General features: G+C 65.9%; 14 protein-coding genes and 3 pseudogenes. 8 read left to right on the forward strand and 9 right to left on the reverse strand.

Features of this window, described 5'->3' with window-relative positions; translation table 11 throughout:
• Positions 1 to 106 precede the first annotated feature (106 nt).
• From ACNPQM_RS36745 to ACNPQM_RS36770, 6 genes and pseudogenes are all read left to right on the forward strand, one after another.
• Positions 107 to 1,339: a YbfB/YjiJ family MFS transporter gene (locus ACNPQM_RS36745; RefSeq protein ID WP_418087353.1), complete on the forward strand. Its 1,233-nt coding sequence runs from the start codon at positions 107 to 109 to the stop codon at positions 1,337 to 1,339.
• Positions 1,336 to 2,367 carry an NAD(P)H-dependent flavin oxidoreductase gene (locus tag ACNPQM_RS36750; RefSeq protein ID WP_418087354.1) on the forward strand — a complete coding sequence of 344 codons (1,032 nt, stop codon included), beginning with the start codon at positions 1,336 to 1,338 and terminating at the stop codon, positions 2,365 to 2,367. Before ACNPQM_RS36745 ends, ACNPQM_RS36750 begins: the two co-directional genes overlap by 4 nt.
• 315 nt (positions 2,368 to 2,682) lie before the next feature.
• Positions 2,683 to 3,151, forward strand: a pseudogene (locus tag ACNPQM_RS36755) (site-specific integrase); the annotation flags it as partial.
• A gap of 418 nt (positions 3,152 to 3,569) precedes the next feature.
• Entirely contained in the window at positions 3,570 to 4,181 is a 612-nt protein-coding gene (gene wrbA / locus ACNPQM_RS36760; protein ID WP_418087355.1) for an NAD(P)H:quinone oxidoreductase, read from the forward strand.
• 429 nt (positions 4,182 to 4,610) lie between these two features.
• Entirely contained in the window at positions 4,611 to 4,913 is a 303-nt protein-coding gene (locus tag ACNPQM_RS36765; RefSeq protein WP_358863294.1) for a muconolactone Delta-isomerase family protein, read from the forward strand.
• A gap of 158 nt (positions 4,914 to 5,071) precedes the next feature.
• A complete protein-coding gene (locus ACNPQM_RS36770) occupies positions 5,072 to 5,443 on the forward strand; it encodes a YybH family protein (protein WP_418087356.1) in 372 nt (123 codons plus the stop codon).
• Positions 5,444 to 5,832: 389 nt separating this feature from the next.
• On the opposite strand, the gene ACNPQM_RS36775 is transcribed toward ACNPQM_RS36770, so the two are convergent.
• The 6 genes and pseudogenes from ACNPQM_RS36775 to ACNPQM_RS36800 form a co-directional block, all read right to left on the reverse strand.
• Positions 5,833 to 7,074: a hypothetical protein gene (locus ACNPQM_RS36775; RefSeq protein WP_418087357.1), complete on the reverse strand. Its 1,242-nt coding sequence runs from the start codon at positions 7,072 to 7,074 to the stop codon at positions 5,833 to 5,835.
• 142 nt (positions 7,075 to 7,216) lie between these two features.
• The gene (locus ACNPQM_RS36780) at positions 7,217 to 9,946 is read right to left on the reverse strand and encodes a hypothetical protein (RefSeq protein ID WP_418087358.1); all 2,730 of its coding nucleotides are present in this window, start codon (positions 9,944 to 9,946) and stop codon (positions 7,217 to 7,219) included.
• 112 nt (positions 9,947 to 10,058) lie between these two features.
• Entirely contained in the window at positions 10,059 to 10,406 is a 348-nt protein-coding gene (locus ACNPQM_RS36785) for a hypothetical protein (protein WP_418087359.1), read from the reverse strand.
• The gene (locus tag ACNPQM_RS36790) at positions 10,403 to 11,071 is read right to left on the reverse strand and encodes a hypothetical protein (protein ID WP_358863521.1); all 669 of its coding nucleotides are present in this window, start codon (positions 11,069 to 11,071) and stop codon (positions 10,403 to 10,405) included. The genes ACNPQM_RS36785 and ACNPQM_RS36790 overlap by 4 nt, the downstream gene beginning before the upstream one ends.
• Positions 11,072 to 11,103: 32 nt before the next feature.
• Positions 11,104 to 11,637 carry a hypothetical protein gene (locus ACNPQM_RS36795; protein WP_418087360.1) on the reverse strand — a complete coding sequence of 178 codons (534 nt, stop codon included), beginning with the start codon at positions 11,635 to 11,637 and terminating at the stop codon, positions 11,104 to 11,106.
• Positions 11,638 to 12,241: 604 nt separating this feature from the next.
• Positions 12,242 to 12,433, reverse strand: a pseudogene (locus ACNPQM_RS36800) (IS6 family transposase); the annotation flags it as partial.
• A 187-nt stretch (positions 12,434 to 12,620) separates the two neighbouring features.
• Between ACNPQM_RS36800 and ACNPQM_RS36805 the strand changes: the two are divergent.
• On the forward strand, positions 12,621 to 12,806 hold the full coding sequence (locus tag ACNPQM_RS36805) for a hypothetical protein (protein ID WP_418087361.1): 186 nt from the start codon (positions 12,621 to 12,623) through the stop codon (positions 12,804 to 12,806).
• A 550-nt stretch (positions 12,807 to 13,356) separates the two neighbouring features.
• On the opposite strand, the gene ACNPQM_RS36810 is transcribed toward ACNPQM_RS36805, so the two are convergent.
• Complete coding sequence (locus ACNPQM_RS36810; RefSeq protein WP_418087365.1) at positions 13,357 to 13,674, reverse strand: helix-turn-helix domain-containing protein; 318 nt, start codon at positions 13,672 to 13,674, stop codon at positions 13,357 to 13,359.
• Entirely contained in the window at positions 13,675 to 14,241 is a 567-nt protein-coding gene (locus ACNPQM_RS36815) for an AraC family transcriptional regulator (RefSeq protein WP_418087362.1), read from the reverse strand.
• Between the two features lie 87 nt (positions 14,242 to 14,328).
• Here ACNPQM_RS36815 and ACNPQM_RS36820 point away from each other — a divergent pair, with 87 nt between their 5' ends.
• Complete coding sequence (locus ACNPQM_RS36820) at positions 14,329 to 15,339, forward strand: aldo/keto reductase (protein ID WP_418087363.1); 1,011 nt, start codon at positions 14,329 to 14,331, stop codon at positions 15,337 to 15,339.
• 28 nt (positions 15,340 to 15,367) lie between these two features.
• Here ACNPQM_RS36820 and ACNPQM_RS36825 read toward each other — a convergent pair.
• Positions 15,368 to 16,089 (reverse strand): annotated as a pseudogene (locus ACNPQM_RS36825) (Tn3 family transposase); the annotation flags it as partial.
• Between the last annotated feature and the right edge of the window lie 91 nt (positions 16,090 to 16,180).

The raw sequence follows: 16,180 nt of genomic DNA on the forward strand, positions 1-16,180 counted from the left end.
CGGATCCATGCCCGCCGTGCATAGCAGCAGCTTAACCGGCATTTCACAAGCATTCGCGGGCTGTCTAGCGTGGTTGGTGGCTGCTGAACGCCGAGGGAAAGTGATCATGAGGCCAGAAGTAGCGCGACCAACAGCCCCCACCCGCCCGCGCAGAGAGTCCCCCTGGACGATCGTGGCCCAGGCCGCGGCAGCGCTCGCCGCGGGTATGGGGATCGGCCGGTTCGTGTACACCCCCATCCTGCCGCTCATGCACGCCCACGCAGGTCTGTCCTCGGGGCTCGGGGCGAGCCTGGCCACCGCGAACTTCATCGGCTACCTCGCGGGCGCCTTTGTCGGCATCGCCGTCCCGGCCGTCGTACGCTCGACCGCGACCTTGCGTGGCTCGCTGGCCGTCATGGTCGCGACACTGGCGCTCATGCCGGCGACGCACGACGGCACCGCCTGGTTTGCGCTGCGGCTGGTGGCCGGCGCCGCCGGCGCGCTGGTGTTCGTGATCGCCGTCAGCGCCATGCTCTCCCGCCTGCAGGCGCACGCACACCACATGGTCGGATGGGCCTTCGGCGGTGTCGGCGCCGGAATCACCCTGTCCGGCCTGCTGGTGGTGGTCGTGCAGGCGGCGTCCACCTGGCAGGCTGCCTGGTGGGCCTGCGCCGCGCTGGCGGCCCTGCTCGCGGCCGTCGCCTGGCCCCTCACCCCCGAACCGGAAACAGAGGCCGCTGAAGCCGACAATCCGGCCGAACGCCCCCGCACCCACCGCTGGTTCATCGCCCTGTTCGCCAGCTACACCTTCGAGGGCATCGGCTACATCATCGCCGGCACCTTCCTGGTCGCAGCGATCCAGCAAGGCGTCCAGGGCTGGCTCGGCAACGGCGCCTGGATCGTGGTCGGACTCGCCGCCCTGCCCTCCTGCGCCCTGTGGACCCGCCTGGCACGCCGCTGGTCGCGACCGGCGCTACTGCTCACCTCGCTGAGTATCCAGGCTGTCGGCATCGCGCTGCCGGCTTTGCTCGGCGGCGTTGCCCCGGCGCTGGTCTCCGCCGTGCTGTTCGGCGCCACATTCATGGGCGTCAGCACGATCGCCCTGTCGATCGGCACTCATCTGCAAGTGCCGCGCGCCGTGGCCCTGCTGACCGCCGGATACAGCGCTGGCCAGATCCTCGGCCCGCTGCTGGCCGCGCCCCTGCTGCGTCACGGCTACCACCAGGCCCTCCTGCTGAGCAGCACCATGGTCGCAATCGCGGGAGTCGCGGCCGCCGCTGTCTGCATCCGCTTTCCGCACCACCTCGCCCCCCGTCGCCTCGACGGCCTGACACCTGCACCCCAGGAGGAGTTGTCATGAGCAAACTGCTGTCCGATCTCGGAATCGACCTCCCGGTCCTCGCAGCCCCGATGTCTGGCGGACCGAGTACACCCGCACTCGTCACGGCGGCCGCGCGCGCCGGCGGCCTGGGCTTTCTCGCCGGCGGTTACAAGACCGCGCAGGCGTTGGCCGGGCAGATCCACGCCGCACGGGCGGACGGAGTGCCGTTCGGCGTCAACCTGTTCGTCCCCAACCCAGTCCCCGTCTCCGCCGAGGCGTACCGGGGTTACGCCCAGGTGGTGCAGTCCGAGGCCGAGCTGTATGGGCTGAAGCTCACCGACGGGGACCCTGTGGAGGACGACGATCAGTGGACGGACAAGGTCGACCTGCTGACCGCGAGTCCCGTCCCCTGGGTCTCCTTCACCTTCGGTATCCCCGACCGCGTGGTCGTCGGTGCCCTGCGTCGGGCCGGCACCACCGTCCTGCAGAACGTCACCTCGACCGACGAGGCACGCCGGGCGGCGGAGACCGGAGTCGACGCACTGATCGTGCAGGCGTCCACGGCCGGCGGGCACTCGGCCACGCTCACGCCCGAGCGACCGCTCACGCCCGTGCCGCTGCCCGAGCTGGTAGGCCAAGTGCGTGATGCTGTCACCTTGCCGGTCATCGCCACCGGAGGAATCGCCACCCCGGCCGATGTGGCGGCCGCGCTGCATGCCGGTGCGGAAGCCGTTATGGTTGGCACCCTCCTCCTGCGTACGGACGAGAGCGGAGCATCGGCGCCGCACAAGGCGGCTCTCGTGGACCCCGCCTTCGAGACGACCATCGTCACGCGCGCCTTCACGGGGCGACCCGCCCGCGCGCTGCGCAACCACTTCACCGACCGCTTCGACGCGATCGCTCCCGCCGGCTACCCCGCCCTGCACCACCTCACCGGCCCGCTGCGCAAGGCGGCCACCGCGGCCGGAGACACCCGGCTGATCCACCTGTGGGCCGGAACGGGTCACCGCGAGGCGAGGAGTGAGCCTGCTGAGCGGGTACTTGCTCGGCTTGCCAGTCGGCTCTAGGTGTTCTGTCCACGGAGGTTGGTGACAGAGTTCACGGCTGATTGATCTTGAAATGGGTGAGGGTCTTCTGGCGTGGTATGGATTGCGATTTCTGCACAGTTATCTGCACCACGTCTCCTCGTTGGTCTCGGTGCTGGTACCCGAAATCAACGAGAAGACTGCAAGTGGATCTGCGTCATGAACTGACGGAGGGGGGCGGACGTTCCCCGCGTCGGCACGGTGGTCCCGGCCAGGAGGGTGCATTCCCCGTACATCGTCCTTAACGGGTACGACGACGAGAGCGAACCGGCTACCGCGTACCTGAGGGACCTGGCGCTGAACGACAGTAGTCCGCTGACGGTCCGCAGCTACGGGTATGGGCTGCTGCGTTGGTTCCTCCTGTTGTGGCTGCTGGGCGTCGGTTGGGAGAGGGCGACCGAGGCCGAGACGGCGGTGCTGGCGGGGTGGCTGCGGACGGCTCCGAACCCTCAACGACAACACAAGTCGGCAGATGGTCCGGCTCCGGGCTCGGTGAACCTGCGCACAGGGAAGCTGGTCCTGCGTGCCGACTACGCACCGCGGACGATCAACCACGCACTGTCGGCGGTCAGCGGGTTCTACGAGTTCCACGCCCACCAGGGCAACGGGCCGGTCACCAACCCGGTCCCGGTTTCCCCACAGCGGCGCCGTGCCCTGGCCCATCGCAGCCCGCTGGCGCCAAGGCCGGTACCCCTGACCGAGATCGGACGCCTGCGCCTGGCCCGCTGCATCGTCGAGGACGGCTGGCCCCTGCGCAGGGTCGCCCCACCCTCGGCGGCCCGGTGTACCTCAACGCCGAGGGGAGCAGGCCATGGCCGCCGCTGTGGAGCACGCCGTCGCCTGCTGCGGGCTGCACCACGCCTGACACCTGCACATCGGCAGCAACGGGGGCCACGACTGCCGAAAATCTGCCGGTCAGGAAGCTGTCCCGATCGGGCGGGACTTGCGAGTGCACCCGGGATTCAATGGATGCCGCGCAGGGTCGCAGCGGACGGTTGGGCGGTTCCGCAGGGGCCGGGGCCCAGGCAGCACGCATGACTCCTAGCCCAGACTCTTACGATTGACGGCTCTGACAGTTTGCTACTAGCCGACTGGTCGACTAACATAGTTGACCGGTCGGCTTTTCGACCGTACGAAATCCCCCATGAAACGAAACTGAGTTCCCCATGAAGTGGAGAGCCCGCGTGGCCACCCCAGTCAAGCTTGCCGTCGTCTACTACTCCTCCACCGGCACCATTACCGAGATCGCCAAGGAGCTCCACGATGCCGGCCTCAAGGCCGGTGCCGAGGTCCGCCTGCTCAAGGCCGCCGAGCTGGCCCCGCAGGCCGCCATCCAGTCCAATCCGGCCTGGGCCGCGAACCACGCCGCCACCGCAGGTATCCCCGAGGCCACCCCCGAGGACATAGAGTGGGCCGACGCCGTCCTCTTCGGCACCCCCACCCGCTTCGGCAACGTCTCCTCCCAGCTCAAGCAGTTCATCGACACCCTCGGCGGCCTCTGGGCCCAGGGCAAGCTCGCCGACAAGGTCTACAGCGGCTTCGTCTCCAGTGCCACCGCCCACGCCGGCCAGGAGTCGACTCTGCTCGCCCTCTACAACTCCGTCCACCACTTCGGCGGCATCACCGTCAGCCCCGGCTTCACCGACCCCGCCAAGTTCAACGACGGCAACCCCTACGGCACCTCCCACGTCAATGCCCAGGGCAACAACCCCGTCGACGACACCACCCGCACCGCCGCCCGCATCCAGGCCGAACGCGTCATCAAGGTCGCCGCACAGCTCAAGGCCGCTGCCTGATCAACCTGCTGAACGCAAGCCTGTCAGGCGCCGCCCCAGCGGCCCTGACAGGCCACATCAGCACCGCTGCCTGCCGGACCACGAACGCTGTCCTGCCGGCAGCACCAGACCCGCGACTCCCTCTTCGCAGGAGGCCCTTACGCGGTCGCCCGCAGGGTGGGTGCCGATGACGACAGAAGGCTCCACCTTGCCGGTCCTTGCGTCCCCGCCATCGGCTGTGCCGAGCGTCACGTGGACCTTGGGTTCCCGCGCTCACCACGACGATGGGCTGTCTCGGCGTGGCCACGCCCCACCATCCGGTGGTGACGGGCGACCATGTGCCCCATTGGGCGCAATGCAGGGTGTCCGGCGCCGGGATCGCACGATGCCTCTCGCAGGCGGCTCCGACCGCCCCGAGGCCCCCCTAGAGAACCGAGAGAGGAAAGAACTATGAAGGAGTTCCTGGTCGAGCTGACCACGAACGTACCCGAGGGCACCGACCCTGCCGAGGTCAGCCGGCGCCGCGCCGATGAGGCTGTCCGGGCGAAGGAACTTGCCTCCACCGGCCACCTGGACCGGCTGTGGCGCCCGGTGGGTGAGCTCCGCAGCATCGGTGTGTGGCGCGCCGACGACGAGGCGGATCTGCGCGAGAAGGTCCTTGGGACCTTGCCCCTGTGGCCCTGGATGACCGCGGTGGTCACCGCCGTACAGCCGCACCCCAACGACCCTGGCCCGAACGGCTACGCCGCCTAGCTTTCCATGCCCATTGCTCCCTGCGGCGGCGGCAGGGAGCAATGTTGGATCCACCGCCCGCATGGTGCCGTCGTCCAGACAGCAGACATGTTCCACCAGCGAGGCAATATTCACCATCGGGTGCCGCCCGTGCGGCCCCTTCATGAGAGGAGAACCTGATGAACAGCGCAGCAGTGCAGGACTCGATCCTGTGCGGCGTCATGGACCGGTGGAAGTCCGGGATCGACGCACACGAACCGCAGCAGGTCGCGTCATGTTTCACCGAGGATGCCATCTTCCAGGGACTTCGTCCCTACGTCGTCGGCCGTCAGGGGGTCGCGGAATACTACGATTCCCAACCTCTCGGGTTGACGGCCGACTACCAGGTACTGGAAACGCGACAGTTGGCCGGGGATGTCCTGCTCGGATACCTGGGTGTCGACTTCTCGTTCACCGACCGGCCGACCATCAGGGTCACTCTCGGCGTGGTCCTGAGGCGTGTCGCCGACGAGTGGCTCATTGTCCATTACCAGGTGTCGAAGCTGGACTGACGAGTTGCTGTGAGCAGGAAGTGATCAAGTGCTGACGCCCCTTGGAACAGCGGGTGTTGGCGTCAACGTGTCCTCTGTCAGGGAGAGGGCATCTCTGTAGCAGGGCAAGTGGTGCAGCACGGAAGCTGGGCTCCGGCCGATGACGGACGGATGCGTACAGCACCCTCACGGAAATCGGCGTCGTACGTCCGCTTGTCGGTTCCCATGAACCTCAACTTCCCCTGCAATCCCGGACTCCACGCTACGAGGAAAGGGACAACGGAGCTCAGGCGGGTAACGGGAAGGTCGTGCCATGACTCGATCTTTTCACGAAATCGAGTCTCCATTCGAACCGGGGCGGTTCACCGAGTCGTTGATCCCGGACGGTGCGAGCTGCTGCTGGAAATTCCTCAAGGCGCCGAAGTCAGTAGGCAGCATCCCGTCCCGCCGAGGGCGTGGACCCCGACAATGCCCATGGGCAAGTCCAGGCCACTGGCCGTTCCTGCCAGCCGGAGGACATCGTCGCCGACACCGCGAACGTCGCCGCGGCTGGAGATCGGGGCGCCTGGCCAGACGTGGCCAGCCAGTTGCTCGGCGCCCTGCAGATCGAGGGAGCTCAGTCCGCTGAGCACGACATGCGACGGCTTCCTGCCGTTCGGCAGGCCGGTGGCGACGCCGGCAAGGTCCATCGCGACGGTGGGCTGGGACGGGACGGCTGGGCTGACGAGTGAGCATGCCTGCAGGATGGGGTGGCCGCCGTCTGACGTCCCTGGTTGCAGCATCAGGGCGCTTGCTCCTCCGCGCATGTGCGGCAGGTCGTCGCAGCGGAGCAGCCCCAGGGCCTGTGCCAGGACGCCGTGGACCAGATCGACGCCGCAGACCACGACAGAGTCGGCCCGGTCCAGTGCTATGAGGTCCTGGGCCAGCCCGAGGGCGGTCATGCTGGCCCCGGAGGAACCTATGAGGACGAACAGCTCGCCGAAGCCAAGCCGGCCCGCCAGTGAGCGGATGGCACCTTCCAAGGGCGGACCGGGGTCACGGGGAGACACCTCGGCGAGCAACGACTCGCCCGCGTCGCCGAGCATGGAACCCACGATCAGTGCGGTACGCCGGCCGCCGGCCGGGGCCAGCGTTTCGATGACCTGGCCGGCCAGCTCCGCGCACGACACGCCCTCGCTTTGGTGCGGCCGCTGGACATAGGCGGTCATGGTGAGAGCCGGCGCGGTGTCGGCTCGCCGGCCTCCGAGCCACAATTCCGCTGTCGCGTGCGCCGTGGCACCATCGGCCGTCGCGTCGGCAGCCACCAGCACCACCTGCTCGGCACGCCCGGCCGTCAACCACACCTCAGCCAGAGTCCGAGCTCGCTCGAGGTCGGCGGGGACACTGACGACCGGCCCCCAAGCTTGCAGCTTCTCCGCGATGCTCTTCGCCACCCGGCCCACCGGAAAGTAGGCGATCGCCCGGAAGAGATCGGTCGGCGCCCGCTCCCCGAGGCTCATCCGCTGGGCCACATCGGCGGTGCGCCGGGCCACCATATGCTGGTCGCCACGCTCGGTGGCGAGGATCAGCCCGAGGCGGCCGCCCTCGGCGATTTCCGGTGCGCTGGCACGAAGCTTGGCTACGGCACGCCTGGCCGCGCGGGTCACGTGCAAGTCACGACCGAACTGCCGGGCCCGCAGCACCGCTGTGGCAGCGTCGGAGGAAATCCCGCCCGGAAGCGGTCCCAGATCATTCGCACCTTCCTCGGCGAATCCACACGATGCCCGCTCGACGGCCGACAATCTCATAGCCGGGTCACCCTTCCCTGGCCGGTAATGACACCTGCTGCGCATGCCAGTCAGCGAAGGCTGAGGGCGGGTAGATACCCCAATACACCTCACGCACCTGCGTGCCGTCCGGCGCCGGCACGCCGTACACCACAACGACAACCACCTGATCTTTCTGCTGCAAACTCATGTTCATGCTCATCGTGGCGCGCCCAGTCGGCAGCAACGTTTCCAAGCTCTGGCGTCCGACCATATTCCCAGACGGCGTTAGCTTGCTGTCGACTACCGACGGTGCGCCGTGGTAGAACTCGCAGGCGACATTCTGGATCTCCTTCAAGCTGTTGTTGAAGACCTCGACTTTGACGCCGACCGTGCCGTCGTTGTTGTCCTGGAAAGAAATCGATCGGCTGAACCCCTGCAACACCGGATCGGTTGAATTTGGGTACAGCGACTGCAGCATGACACGCGGTCCGTAATACCTGGCCCACAGTTTGCCGGGCATGGCAACTTTATAACTTACCATCAGACATCCCATCGTCTGATGGTAATAAATATAGGGTGCGATCTGGTATTCGTATCCGATGTCCTTGACGCTTCCCGACGTGACGGTGATGTTCATGGTGGTGGTGTGCGACAGCATCGTCGTCTGCACGTCCGACTCCGAATATGTCTGTCCTTCGCTCAGGTCCAGTCCGAAATCGATCGGGATGTAGTCGAGCAGGGTGGTGCTGATGGAGAAGTGCGCACTGTCCGTCGTGGAGTTGTGGACCATGAATGACTTGCTGATGTTTTCGCTGACCATCTGGGTCTGGTCGTAGTTCAGGGTGCTTCCGCCGGGCTCGTTGGTTACCGACATGTTGGTCAAATTGAACAGCAGTTGGGACTCGTCGTAACCGTCCGGTTGCAGGTTGACATAGCTCAACAGGACGCCGTTCTGCGAGCGTGGTATGTAGCCCAGGCTGGGATCGCTCGCGGGGATGCTGCTCTGGACCGGCTCCGGCGTCATCGGGAAAATGACCGCCATAGTGCCGTCCGGGGCATCCTGGCCGGCCTTGCGGTAGACCGGGTAGGTCCAGACGTAGTAGCTCATGGCGTACAGCACGATCAGGTCGTCCACGGAGATCGTTGTGGTCGACTGCACGAGCCTGCTGGTGGAGTAGTCGTCGAGCTGGTCAAAGCCGTAGCCATAGGAGTTGCTGACGTGCTGCCCCAAGGTTTGCCCGGAAATTCCGATGGAACGGCCGGTGTCCTGGCTGAACGTCCATACCTTGTTCGACGAGACATTGCATCCCGTGACCTTGGAGACGCTTTGGCCGAAGGTGAGGGTCGGATTGCTGCTCGACACATCACCGGACTCGAACGGCGGCGCCTGAATGACGGCCAGCAATTGCCCCTTGCCCACCGACTGGCTGAGCGTCGGCGGACCGAGGATCACGCTCCGCCCAGTGACATCGCTCGGCAACGCGAAGAAACCGGACTGGTAGTCGATGGTCATCACGTCCGTCAGGTGCTGTGGGAGGCCGGGCGAATTGTTCAACCCTGGGAACGTCTTCCCGACCGCATCAACAGGCACCAGGCCGGCCAGAATGGAAGCCTCCCCTTTCATGAGCTGGTCGAAGGTGGCGCCACCACCGACGACCAGCACCCCCAGCACTCCCGCGGGCGCATCGGCCGATACCGCCGTCTGGTCCGGAGGCAGTGCCTCCCCGAACAGACCCACCGCCAAGTGCAGGTCGATTGAGGCGAGAGGTTGTGAACCAGTGTTCGCGGCGGCGTACTTGCTGAGTTGCTTCAGGCTCTGAGTACCGTGGGCCCCCTCCTCCAGCTCGAACAGCAACAGCGCGGCGCAGCCCTTCACCGACTGATAGGTCGCGCTGTATCCGACCACCAGCTGGTCGACGCCATTTCCGAGCAGGTCGCCGGCGGCCACCCGGAACACTGAGCCCTCGGGCGGGGCGAAGCTGAGATCAGGGGTGGCCGTCGCGACCGAAACCAGAGTCTGCTTGGTCCAGCCGAGCACAGTAACGTTCAGGACGCCCTTTGGATCGAGATAGGTCACTACAACCTGCTGGTCCGAAGTGCCTGCTGCCAGCGAGGCTGTGGTGATGTCGACGACAGCCGAATTCTGTACCACGCCCAGCGAAATGGTGTTGACCGATGACATCGCTGGATTCGCACCGAGCACACTCGAGCCGAGATCGTTGACCGTCAACTGCCCGTTGTACACGGTGCAGACGATCGCGTGCGCATCGAGTTGATTGCGTGCCAGCAGCGCGCCCACCACGCTGCCCTTGACGGTGGTCGGCAGGCACAATGGGCTGGACAGGTGCCCAGTGGAGCAATCGAGCGATTGCAGGAAGATGCTCTGTGCATCCTGGCCGAACAGCAGGAGGTGCGGGTCCTGAATCTGCTGCGGATCGAGATCCACGATGTTGGTCAGGTTGGAGACGGGCCAGGTTCGCGAGGTGGCTTTGCCGTGTTCGCTTCCGATGATCTGTATCTTGTCGGCTGTCAGCACATAGACGTTCTGCACGGCGGCGTGCATATTGGTGGCCGCCTTGACGTCCCGGATCTGATCCTGTGCTTGCAGGTCGAGCGGCTCGACCGGGCTGCCACCATCCGCGTTGTATATCACTCGGTTATAGCGGGCGGCAGGCGCGCTCCGGGGGGTGCCGATGACCGTGACATCCAGTACCTCATATAGCGTTTGGCCGAGTTGTAGCGGGTTCTGCGGCTGCGATTGTTGGCTCCCGGTCATAACGTCTCTCCACAAAGCGGGATCAGTCGAACGTGAGCGGGTACCGGTATGTCGGTGCAGTGTGCATCAGGTTGCGGTGGGCGCCCTCGGGCGCTGACACGGCAAAGCTCTGTCAACGCACATCGAATCGCACATCGGCGGAGCCGAATCCGGACAGCAGGACCGCCTTGGTCTGCTGGCCGGCCACCTGTTCCTGGTTGAGGTGGAAGGCGAGTTTGTGCTCGGCGTCCGTGTCGGTGACCTTGCCCTCTCCGATTCGGGTACCGGCCGGCACACTGGCCATCAGCTCGACGCTCAGGCCGCCGTCCGGCATGAGCGTGCAGGTACCTCGGTAGGTGATGCCGCGGCGATCCGTTCCCGTGACCTGACCGTCGTTCAGGCTGAACTGGCCGACTGACACATCCCCAGAGGGAGTCTGCAGATGCACGTCGACAGTCGAGCTCTCCAGATTCACAGTCATGTTCGCTCACCTATCCGCTGGTTGAGCAACGCGATCAACGTTTTGCTGAAGTCAGCAGTCAGGAAGACATTCTGTAGCGTCGAGCGCAGCGCATCCTCCTCCTTGAAAGTGGAAAAGAAGTTGCCGATCGCTACCAGCCAGGAAGGCATCCCACCCGTATCCGGGGTGATGGTGACCGTCGGAACACCATTGACCACGACATTACTCAGGGTCACGGTGTCTCCCAACTTGGCAGCGTAGTAGAGCGAGTCGTTGCTGATGGTCTGGACGATGGCGCCGTGGCCGCTGGCTGTTGCGGAATCCGCCTTCTTTCCCAAGTCGTAGTACGCGCAGGGCTGGCCATAGCTGTAGTTGCCGGAGATTCCGAGCTGGGAGAACGACAACGGCAGGTGCACCGTGGTGCCGTCCACTGCGGCTGCGGTCTGGATCTTCACACCGGACATGCTGGCGATCTTGAGAGAGGTCAGCGTAACGGTGGCGTCACCGTCACTACCCCAGCCCACCGAGCCCGCCCCGGGATTGTTGAAAACGCTGCAGGCGCCGATGTCGCCGGCATCGTACGTTTCCACAGGAAAACTCTGCTGCTGCGCCAGTTCAGGCAGCGTGTCCTGCACCCATGTCGTGATATCCGCCCAGGCGTCGATCACATCCTGCGGGGTGGCCATGAATGCCATCTCCTTTCTGTGACGGAGTTCGGCTACTGCACGGTGAGGGTGTAGGGGCAGTTCACCTGGCGATCCTGTGTCTGTCCGGTGACACGCTGCTGACCGAGTTGTACGGCGACAGGAACCGTCACGCGGACCATTTCAGAGTCCAGGTGCGTCACGTTCAGGACATTCACGTTGCCGATGCGCACGTACTTGATCTGGTTGAGGTTCTGACCAGACAGGGTCAATGGTGTCTGACCCCGAATGGCTGTGCGCGGTTGCATGCCGGTAATCTGCGCCGCCCCAGGCGTTGCATTTACGGTGAAGATGGTCGCGCTCTGGGCACTGACGGGACCTGTCGGGCTTTGAACCGTCACTTCGAAGTCGCCGCTCTGCGAATTGGCCAGAATAGTGACGTTGATGGTGCCGGCGCGTGTGTCGACAGCAGTCACATCGACCGTAGGCGATCCGCTCAGCAGCACCGTGGTGTTGTTGATGCTCGCATCTGACGGAATATCCGTCAGCGACAAGGTGACCCTCGTGTCGACGGGGCCATTCGTAGGATTGAAGCCCGTGATCTGCACTGTTCTCATTCCCTTCAATCGTTCCCCTCGATCGCGAGGGCCGTACTTACGTCAGCCGACCCTTGAATCCGATCGAAGCAGGTGGCAGAAGGATTGATTCGCGCCGCACCCTCACATATGCGGGGACCTCGGGAGCCGTTTAGGCAATCTGCTGGATGCTGCGATCAGTCGTGATCGATTTCGATCGCAGGTCGAGTCATCTATCGGGGGCCAAGTGATCTGCTGGTGCGGTACGGTGGATGGCCTTTTCGGAACCAGCATCCTGGTGAAATTAAGCACCGCATCTGAAACCGTAGACATCACGCCAGATCAAGTGCGCCTTTAAACCCGATGCCCTGTACATAAGACTACCTCTTCCTAAATCCATCGGGCGAGGCGGAACTACTCCATACGGGTGACAGGCCGGCGGAACCTGTCAAAGTAGGGGCGGGGCGCGCGGTTCACCCTGCTCGGCACTCAGGCAGATCCGAGTGGAACCGCTTGCAGCCGCTTGCCGAGCCAACTCGGCCACCAGGGCTCGCCCCATGGCGCTGCCACGTTGTTGGGTGTGTGAGTGCCTGATGGAGCGCTCCGGGCTTGGTGGGCTTGCGCTTCGGGCCTGGGGTCAGGCTGTGTTGGACCGGTCGGCAGCGCCGGTGATCTGGTCCCAGATGGCGAAGCGCATCGTCATCTCGGCTCGGTGGTCGGGGGCTGTCATCGGGTGGCGGCCGGGCCGGAAGTGGGGTGAGATGCCGCTGAGCGCAGCCAGGAACCGCTGGGCTGCACCGACGGAGCGGAAGCCCTTCATCGCGTGTTCGCATCGGGAGACCCCATGGGCCCGGGGCCAGGCGTTCGTCACACAGGCAGCCCATAAGCCCAACTGCGGCCCTCTGGCACCACCTTCACTACGGATCAGGGGCCTTCGCGAAAGGCACCGTCACAGTCTTGACCGCCCCGGCCCGGCGACGGCCACCAGCACCCAAGGCGATCAGGAGAAGGCGACCTTGCCCAGCATCACGCAGTCTGCTGCCCCGTGTCACATCCCGGCCGATGCCGCCGAGGAGGTCCTGCTCGGCGTGGACACCCACAAGGACGTTCATGCCGCGGCTGTCATCACCATGCTCGGTGCCGCCCTGGAAGGCCGGAGCTTCCCGGCGAACGCGCAGGGATACCGCCAACTCGTCGCCTGAGCCCGCTCGTTCGAAGTAGTGCGACGTGCCGGCGCCGAGTGCGCCGGCTCTTACGGGGCGGCCTTGGCCCGCCACCTGCACGCCGAGGGAATCGAGGTCACGGAGGTCAACCAGCCGGACCAGGCCGCCCGCCGGCGCCACGGCAAGACCGACGTCGTCGACGCCGAGGCCGCCGCCCGCGCCGTACTGTCCGGACGCGCCACCGCTACGGCCAAGACGAGTGACAGCCCCGGTGCAGATGCTGCGGCTGTTCAAACTCGCCAAGGGATCCGTGATCAAGTCCCGTACCCAGGCCGTCAAACCAGCTCAAGAGCGTCCTGGTCTGGGCCGACTCCGCCCTGCGCGAGGCCCTGGCCAGCCTGACCAACCCGCACCTGATCAAGCGGTGCGCCGTACTGGAAGCTCTGGACGCGACCGGGCCTGCTACAGCTGCCCAGCACACCCTGCGTCTGCTGGCCCGCCGAATCCAGCACCTGACCGAAGGGATCGACGGCCTGGACCAGCGGATAGCCGAGGCCGTCAAGGCGAGTACGCCCGGTCCGTCGGCAGATCAGCGCCGTGCGGGAGCCTGGGTTGGGCGGGAACGGAGCCGGGCCGCGTCTTGTCCCGGCGGCCGGCCGTAGACGCTGCGGTACTCGCGGTTGAACTGGGTGGGGCTCACGTATCCGACGGCATGAGCGACTTGGGCCGCAGTGCTGTCGCCTGCCGCCAGGCGTCGGCGGGCTTCCTGGAGCCGTAGCTGCTTCTGGTACTTGAGGGGGCTCATGCCCGTGGTGGCCTTGAAGTGGCGGTGCAGGCTGGCGGGGCTCATGCGCGCTTCGCTGGCGATCATGTCGACACTGATCGGCTCCGTGTAGTGCTCGCGGATCTACCTGGCGACGTCCCGGACCCGGCTCGTGGTGGAGTCGGCCAGGGACCACTGGCGCAGGATGGGCCCCAGGGAACTGCCCAGGAGCCGGTAGAGAATCTCGATCTCGTGCCGGGGGGCGAGAAGACGGATGTCCCCGGGGGCGTCGAGGAGTTCGACCCAGCGGGTGACGGCTTCCAAGAGTTCCGGCGTCATAGGGGCTTTGAGGTGGCCCGCCGTGGCCGGTGCGCAGACCGGGGCGGCGCCGTCCATTTCGACGATCAGGTCGGCGATCGACGGACCGTGGAGGTGAAGTACGGCGGAGCGGTAGGGCACCGTCTCCAGGCTGACATCGACTGGTAGGTCGATCGTGGTGAGGAGCATTTCACCCGCGGATGCGACAAGGCTGAGGTCTCCCGCCGTGGTGCGTTTCGCACCGGCGGCAACGAAGCAGATCATCGGCTCGTAGAGCTGCCCGCTGGGCTCGACGGGCTCGTCGACCGAGATCAGGGAGAGCCGGGGAACCTTCGTGTCCGATGTCGTACCCAGGCAGTGCCGGTCGATGGCCGCAGACAGTCGGTCCGGCACGACGAACCTCCATTCTGAGAGGATCAGGCAATAGTATGCGCGAGCTGCCCCATGTTTTCCCTGCAGCCCGCTCCTACGGTCGAGGGCATGGCACAGAACACACAGAACCTCCCGCTGCGCACACTGGGCGGCCAGGACCTCCAGGCCGGCGCGATCGGTCTGGGCACCATGGGCATGACCGTCGCCTACGGTGCACCGGTCGAGCAGGACAGCATCGCCACCATCCGCCGCGCCCACGAGCTCGGCGTGACACTCTTCGACACAGCCGAGATCTACGGCCTGGGCACAGGCCGCAGCGAGCAGCTGCTCGGCCGCGCGGTGAAGGACTTCCGCGACGAGGTCCTCCTCGCCACCAAGTTCGGCTACGACCTGAGCGATCCGGCCAAGCTCTGGAACGCGCTCGACAGTCGTCCCGAACACATCCGCGAGGTCACCGAGAACAGCCTCCGCCACCTCGGAACCGACTACATCGACGTGCTCTACCAGCACCGCGTCGACCCCGACGTGCCCATCGAGGAGGTGGCAGGCGCGGTCGGCGATCTGATCGAGGAAGGCAAGGTACGGTACTTCGGGCTGAGTGAAGCCGGGCCCGACACCATCCGCCGGGCCCACGCCACCTTCCCGGTATCTGTCCTGCAGACCGAGTACTCCGTGTTCGAACGGGCCGTGGAGACGGACGTCCTGCCGGTGGTCCGGGAGCTCGGCATCGGGTTCGTGCCCTACTCACCCCTCGGCCGAGGATTCCTCACCAGCGCCGTCAAGCCCGCTGCCGACTACCCGGCCGACGACATGCGCCGCCACGACGACCGGTGGCAGCCCGGCAACTACGAGAAGAACGCCGCCGCTGTCCGGGACCTCGCCGCGCTCGCCGACAGCAAGGGCATCGCCGTCACCCAACTGGCCCTCGCCTGGTTGCTCGCCCAGGGCGACCACATCGTCCCCATCCCCGGCACGCGCAGCCCGCACCGCCTGGAGGAGAACGTCACCTCCGCCCAGGTCACCCTCACCGCCGATGACCTAGCCCGAATCAAGGAGATCCTCCCGCACGGCGCGGCCGGCTCTCGCTACAACGAAGCGATCATGCCCGAGTGGCACTGATCGGCGCGGCCTCCAAGGTAGGCGCCCCTCACTCCTGATCCTCTCGGCCCTGGACACGCAGCGGTCGTAGGCCGCAGGGCATCTCGGGCAGGAGGAACGAGTACCGGCCGAGCATGTTGACGTGGTGCCGCAGGAACGGGGGAGAGGCGGGCGACGCCCTGGTCGCGGACGTCGAAGCCGTCGGCGCGCAAGGTGGACACGGCGGCGTCCATGTCGCGGGTGTTGAACAACACGAGGGCGTTGAGGACCAGGCCGAGCGCGCCGATCTGGTCCTCCATGCCCTCCTGGTAGTGCTGGTAGAGCTGCCCGACGCGGCCGTGGAAGATCTTCCGGGCCAGCGCGTGGCGGCCTTCCTACCGGTTGGTCTGGGGCTTGATCCGCCGCCGGTAGGACGGTTTTCGTCGGCCATGCGCAGGATGTGCAGGGTCTTGGCGATCCGGCCGTAGTGGGCGATGGCGTCCCCAGTGGGGTGGGGCGGCCGTAGCGGGAGAGCCTGCGGATCACGTCGTAGGCCTGTACGGCGCGTGTGTGGATGGAGCCGATGATCCGCAGCACGTCCTCCCAGTTCCGCTCGATGCGCTCCAGGGCGATCCCGCCGCGGGCGACGTCGTTGAGGGAGCCGTAGTCGGCGGCGCGGTCGATGTGCCACATCTTCTGGTCCGCCAGCTGCGAGGCGTAGGTGAACCCAGCCAGGGTGAGCAAGCCGAACACGATGTCGCTGTACGAGGCCGTGTCGGTGACGACCATCTGACCTTCCCCTCGTAGCGTAGAGGCCGTGACTGCAGGGGAAGTTGGGGGTCATGGGAGAGAAGCGACGGAAGTTCGACGCGGAGTTCCGTGA

This window comes from Streptomyces sp. NPDC056231 (genome assembly GCF_048270745.1).
Classification (GTDB): Bacteria; Actinomycetota; Actinomycetes; order Streptomycetales; family Streptomycetaceae; genus Streptomyces.

Excerpts from the sequence above, each read along its gene's own strand:
- ACNPQM_RS36745 (WP_418087353.1), top strand. The coding sequence starts at position 107 with ATGAGGCCAGAAGTAGCGCGACCAACAGCCCCCACCCGCCCGCGCAGA.
- ACNPQM_RS36750 (WP_418087354.1), top strand. The coding sequence starts at position 1,336 with ATGAGCAAACTGCTGTCCGATCTCGGAATCGACCTCCCGGTCCTCGCA.
- ACNPQM_RS36765 (WP_358863294.1), top strand. The coding sequence starts at position 4,611 with ATGAAGGAGTTCCTGGTCGAGCTGACCACGAACGTACCCGAGGGCACC.
- ACNPQM_RS36770 (WP_418087356.1), top strand. The coding sequence starts at position 5,072 with ATGAACAGCGCAGCAGTGCAGGACTCGATCCTGTGCGGCGTCATGGAC.
- ACNPQM_RS36780 (WP_418087358.1), bottom strand. The coding sequence starts at position 9,946 with ATGACCGGGAGCCAACAATCGCAGCCGCAGAACCCGCTACAACTCGGC.
- ACNPQM_RS36785 (WP_418087359.1), bottom strand. The coding sequence starts at position 10,406 with ATGACTGTGAATCTGGAGAGCTCGACTGTCGACGTGCATCTGCAGACT.
- ACNPQM_RS36790 (WP_358863521.1), bottom strand. The coding sequence starts at position 11,071 with ATGGCCACCCCGCAGGATGTGATCGACGCCTGGGCGGATATCACGACA.
- ACNPQM_RS36820 (WP_418087363.1), top strand. The coding sequence starts at position 14,329 with ATGGCACAGAACACACAGAACCTCCCGCTGCGCACACTGGGCGGCCAG.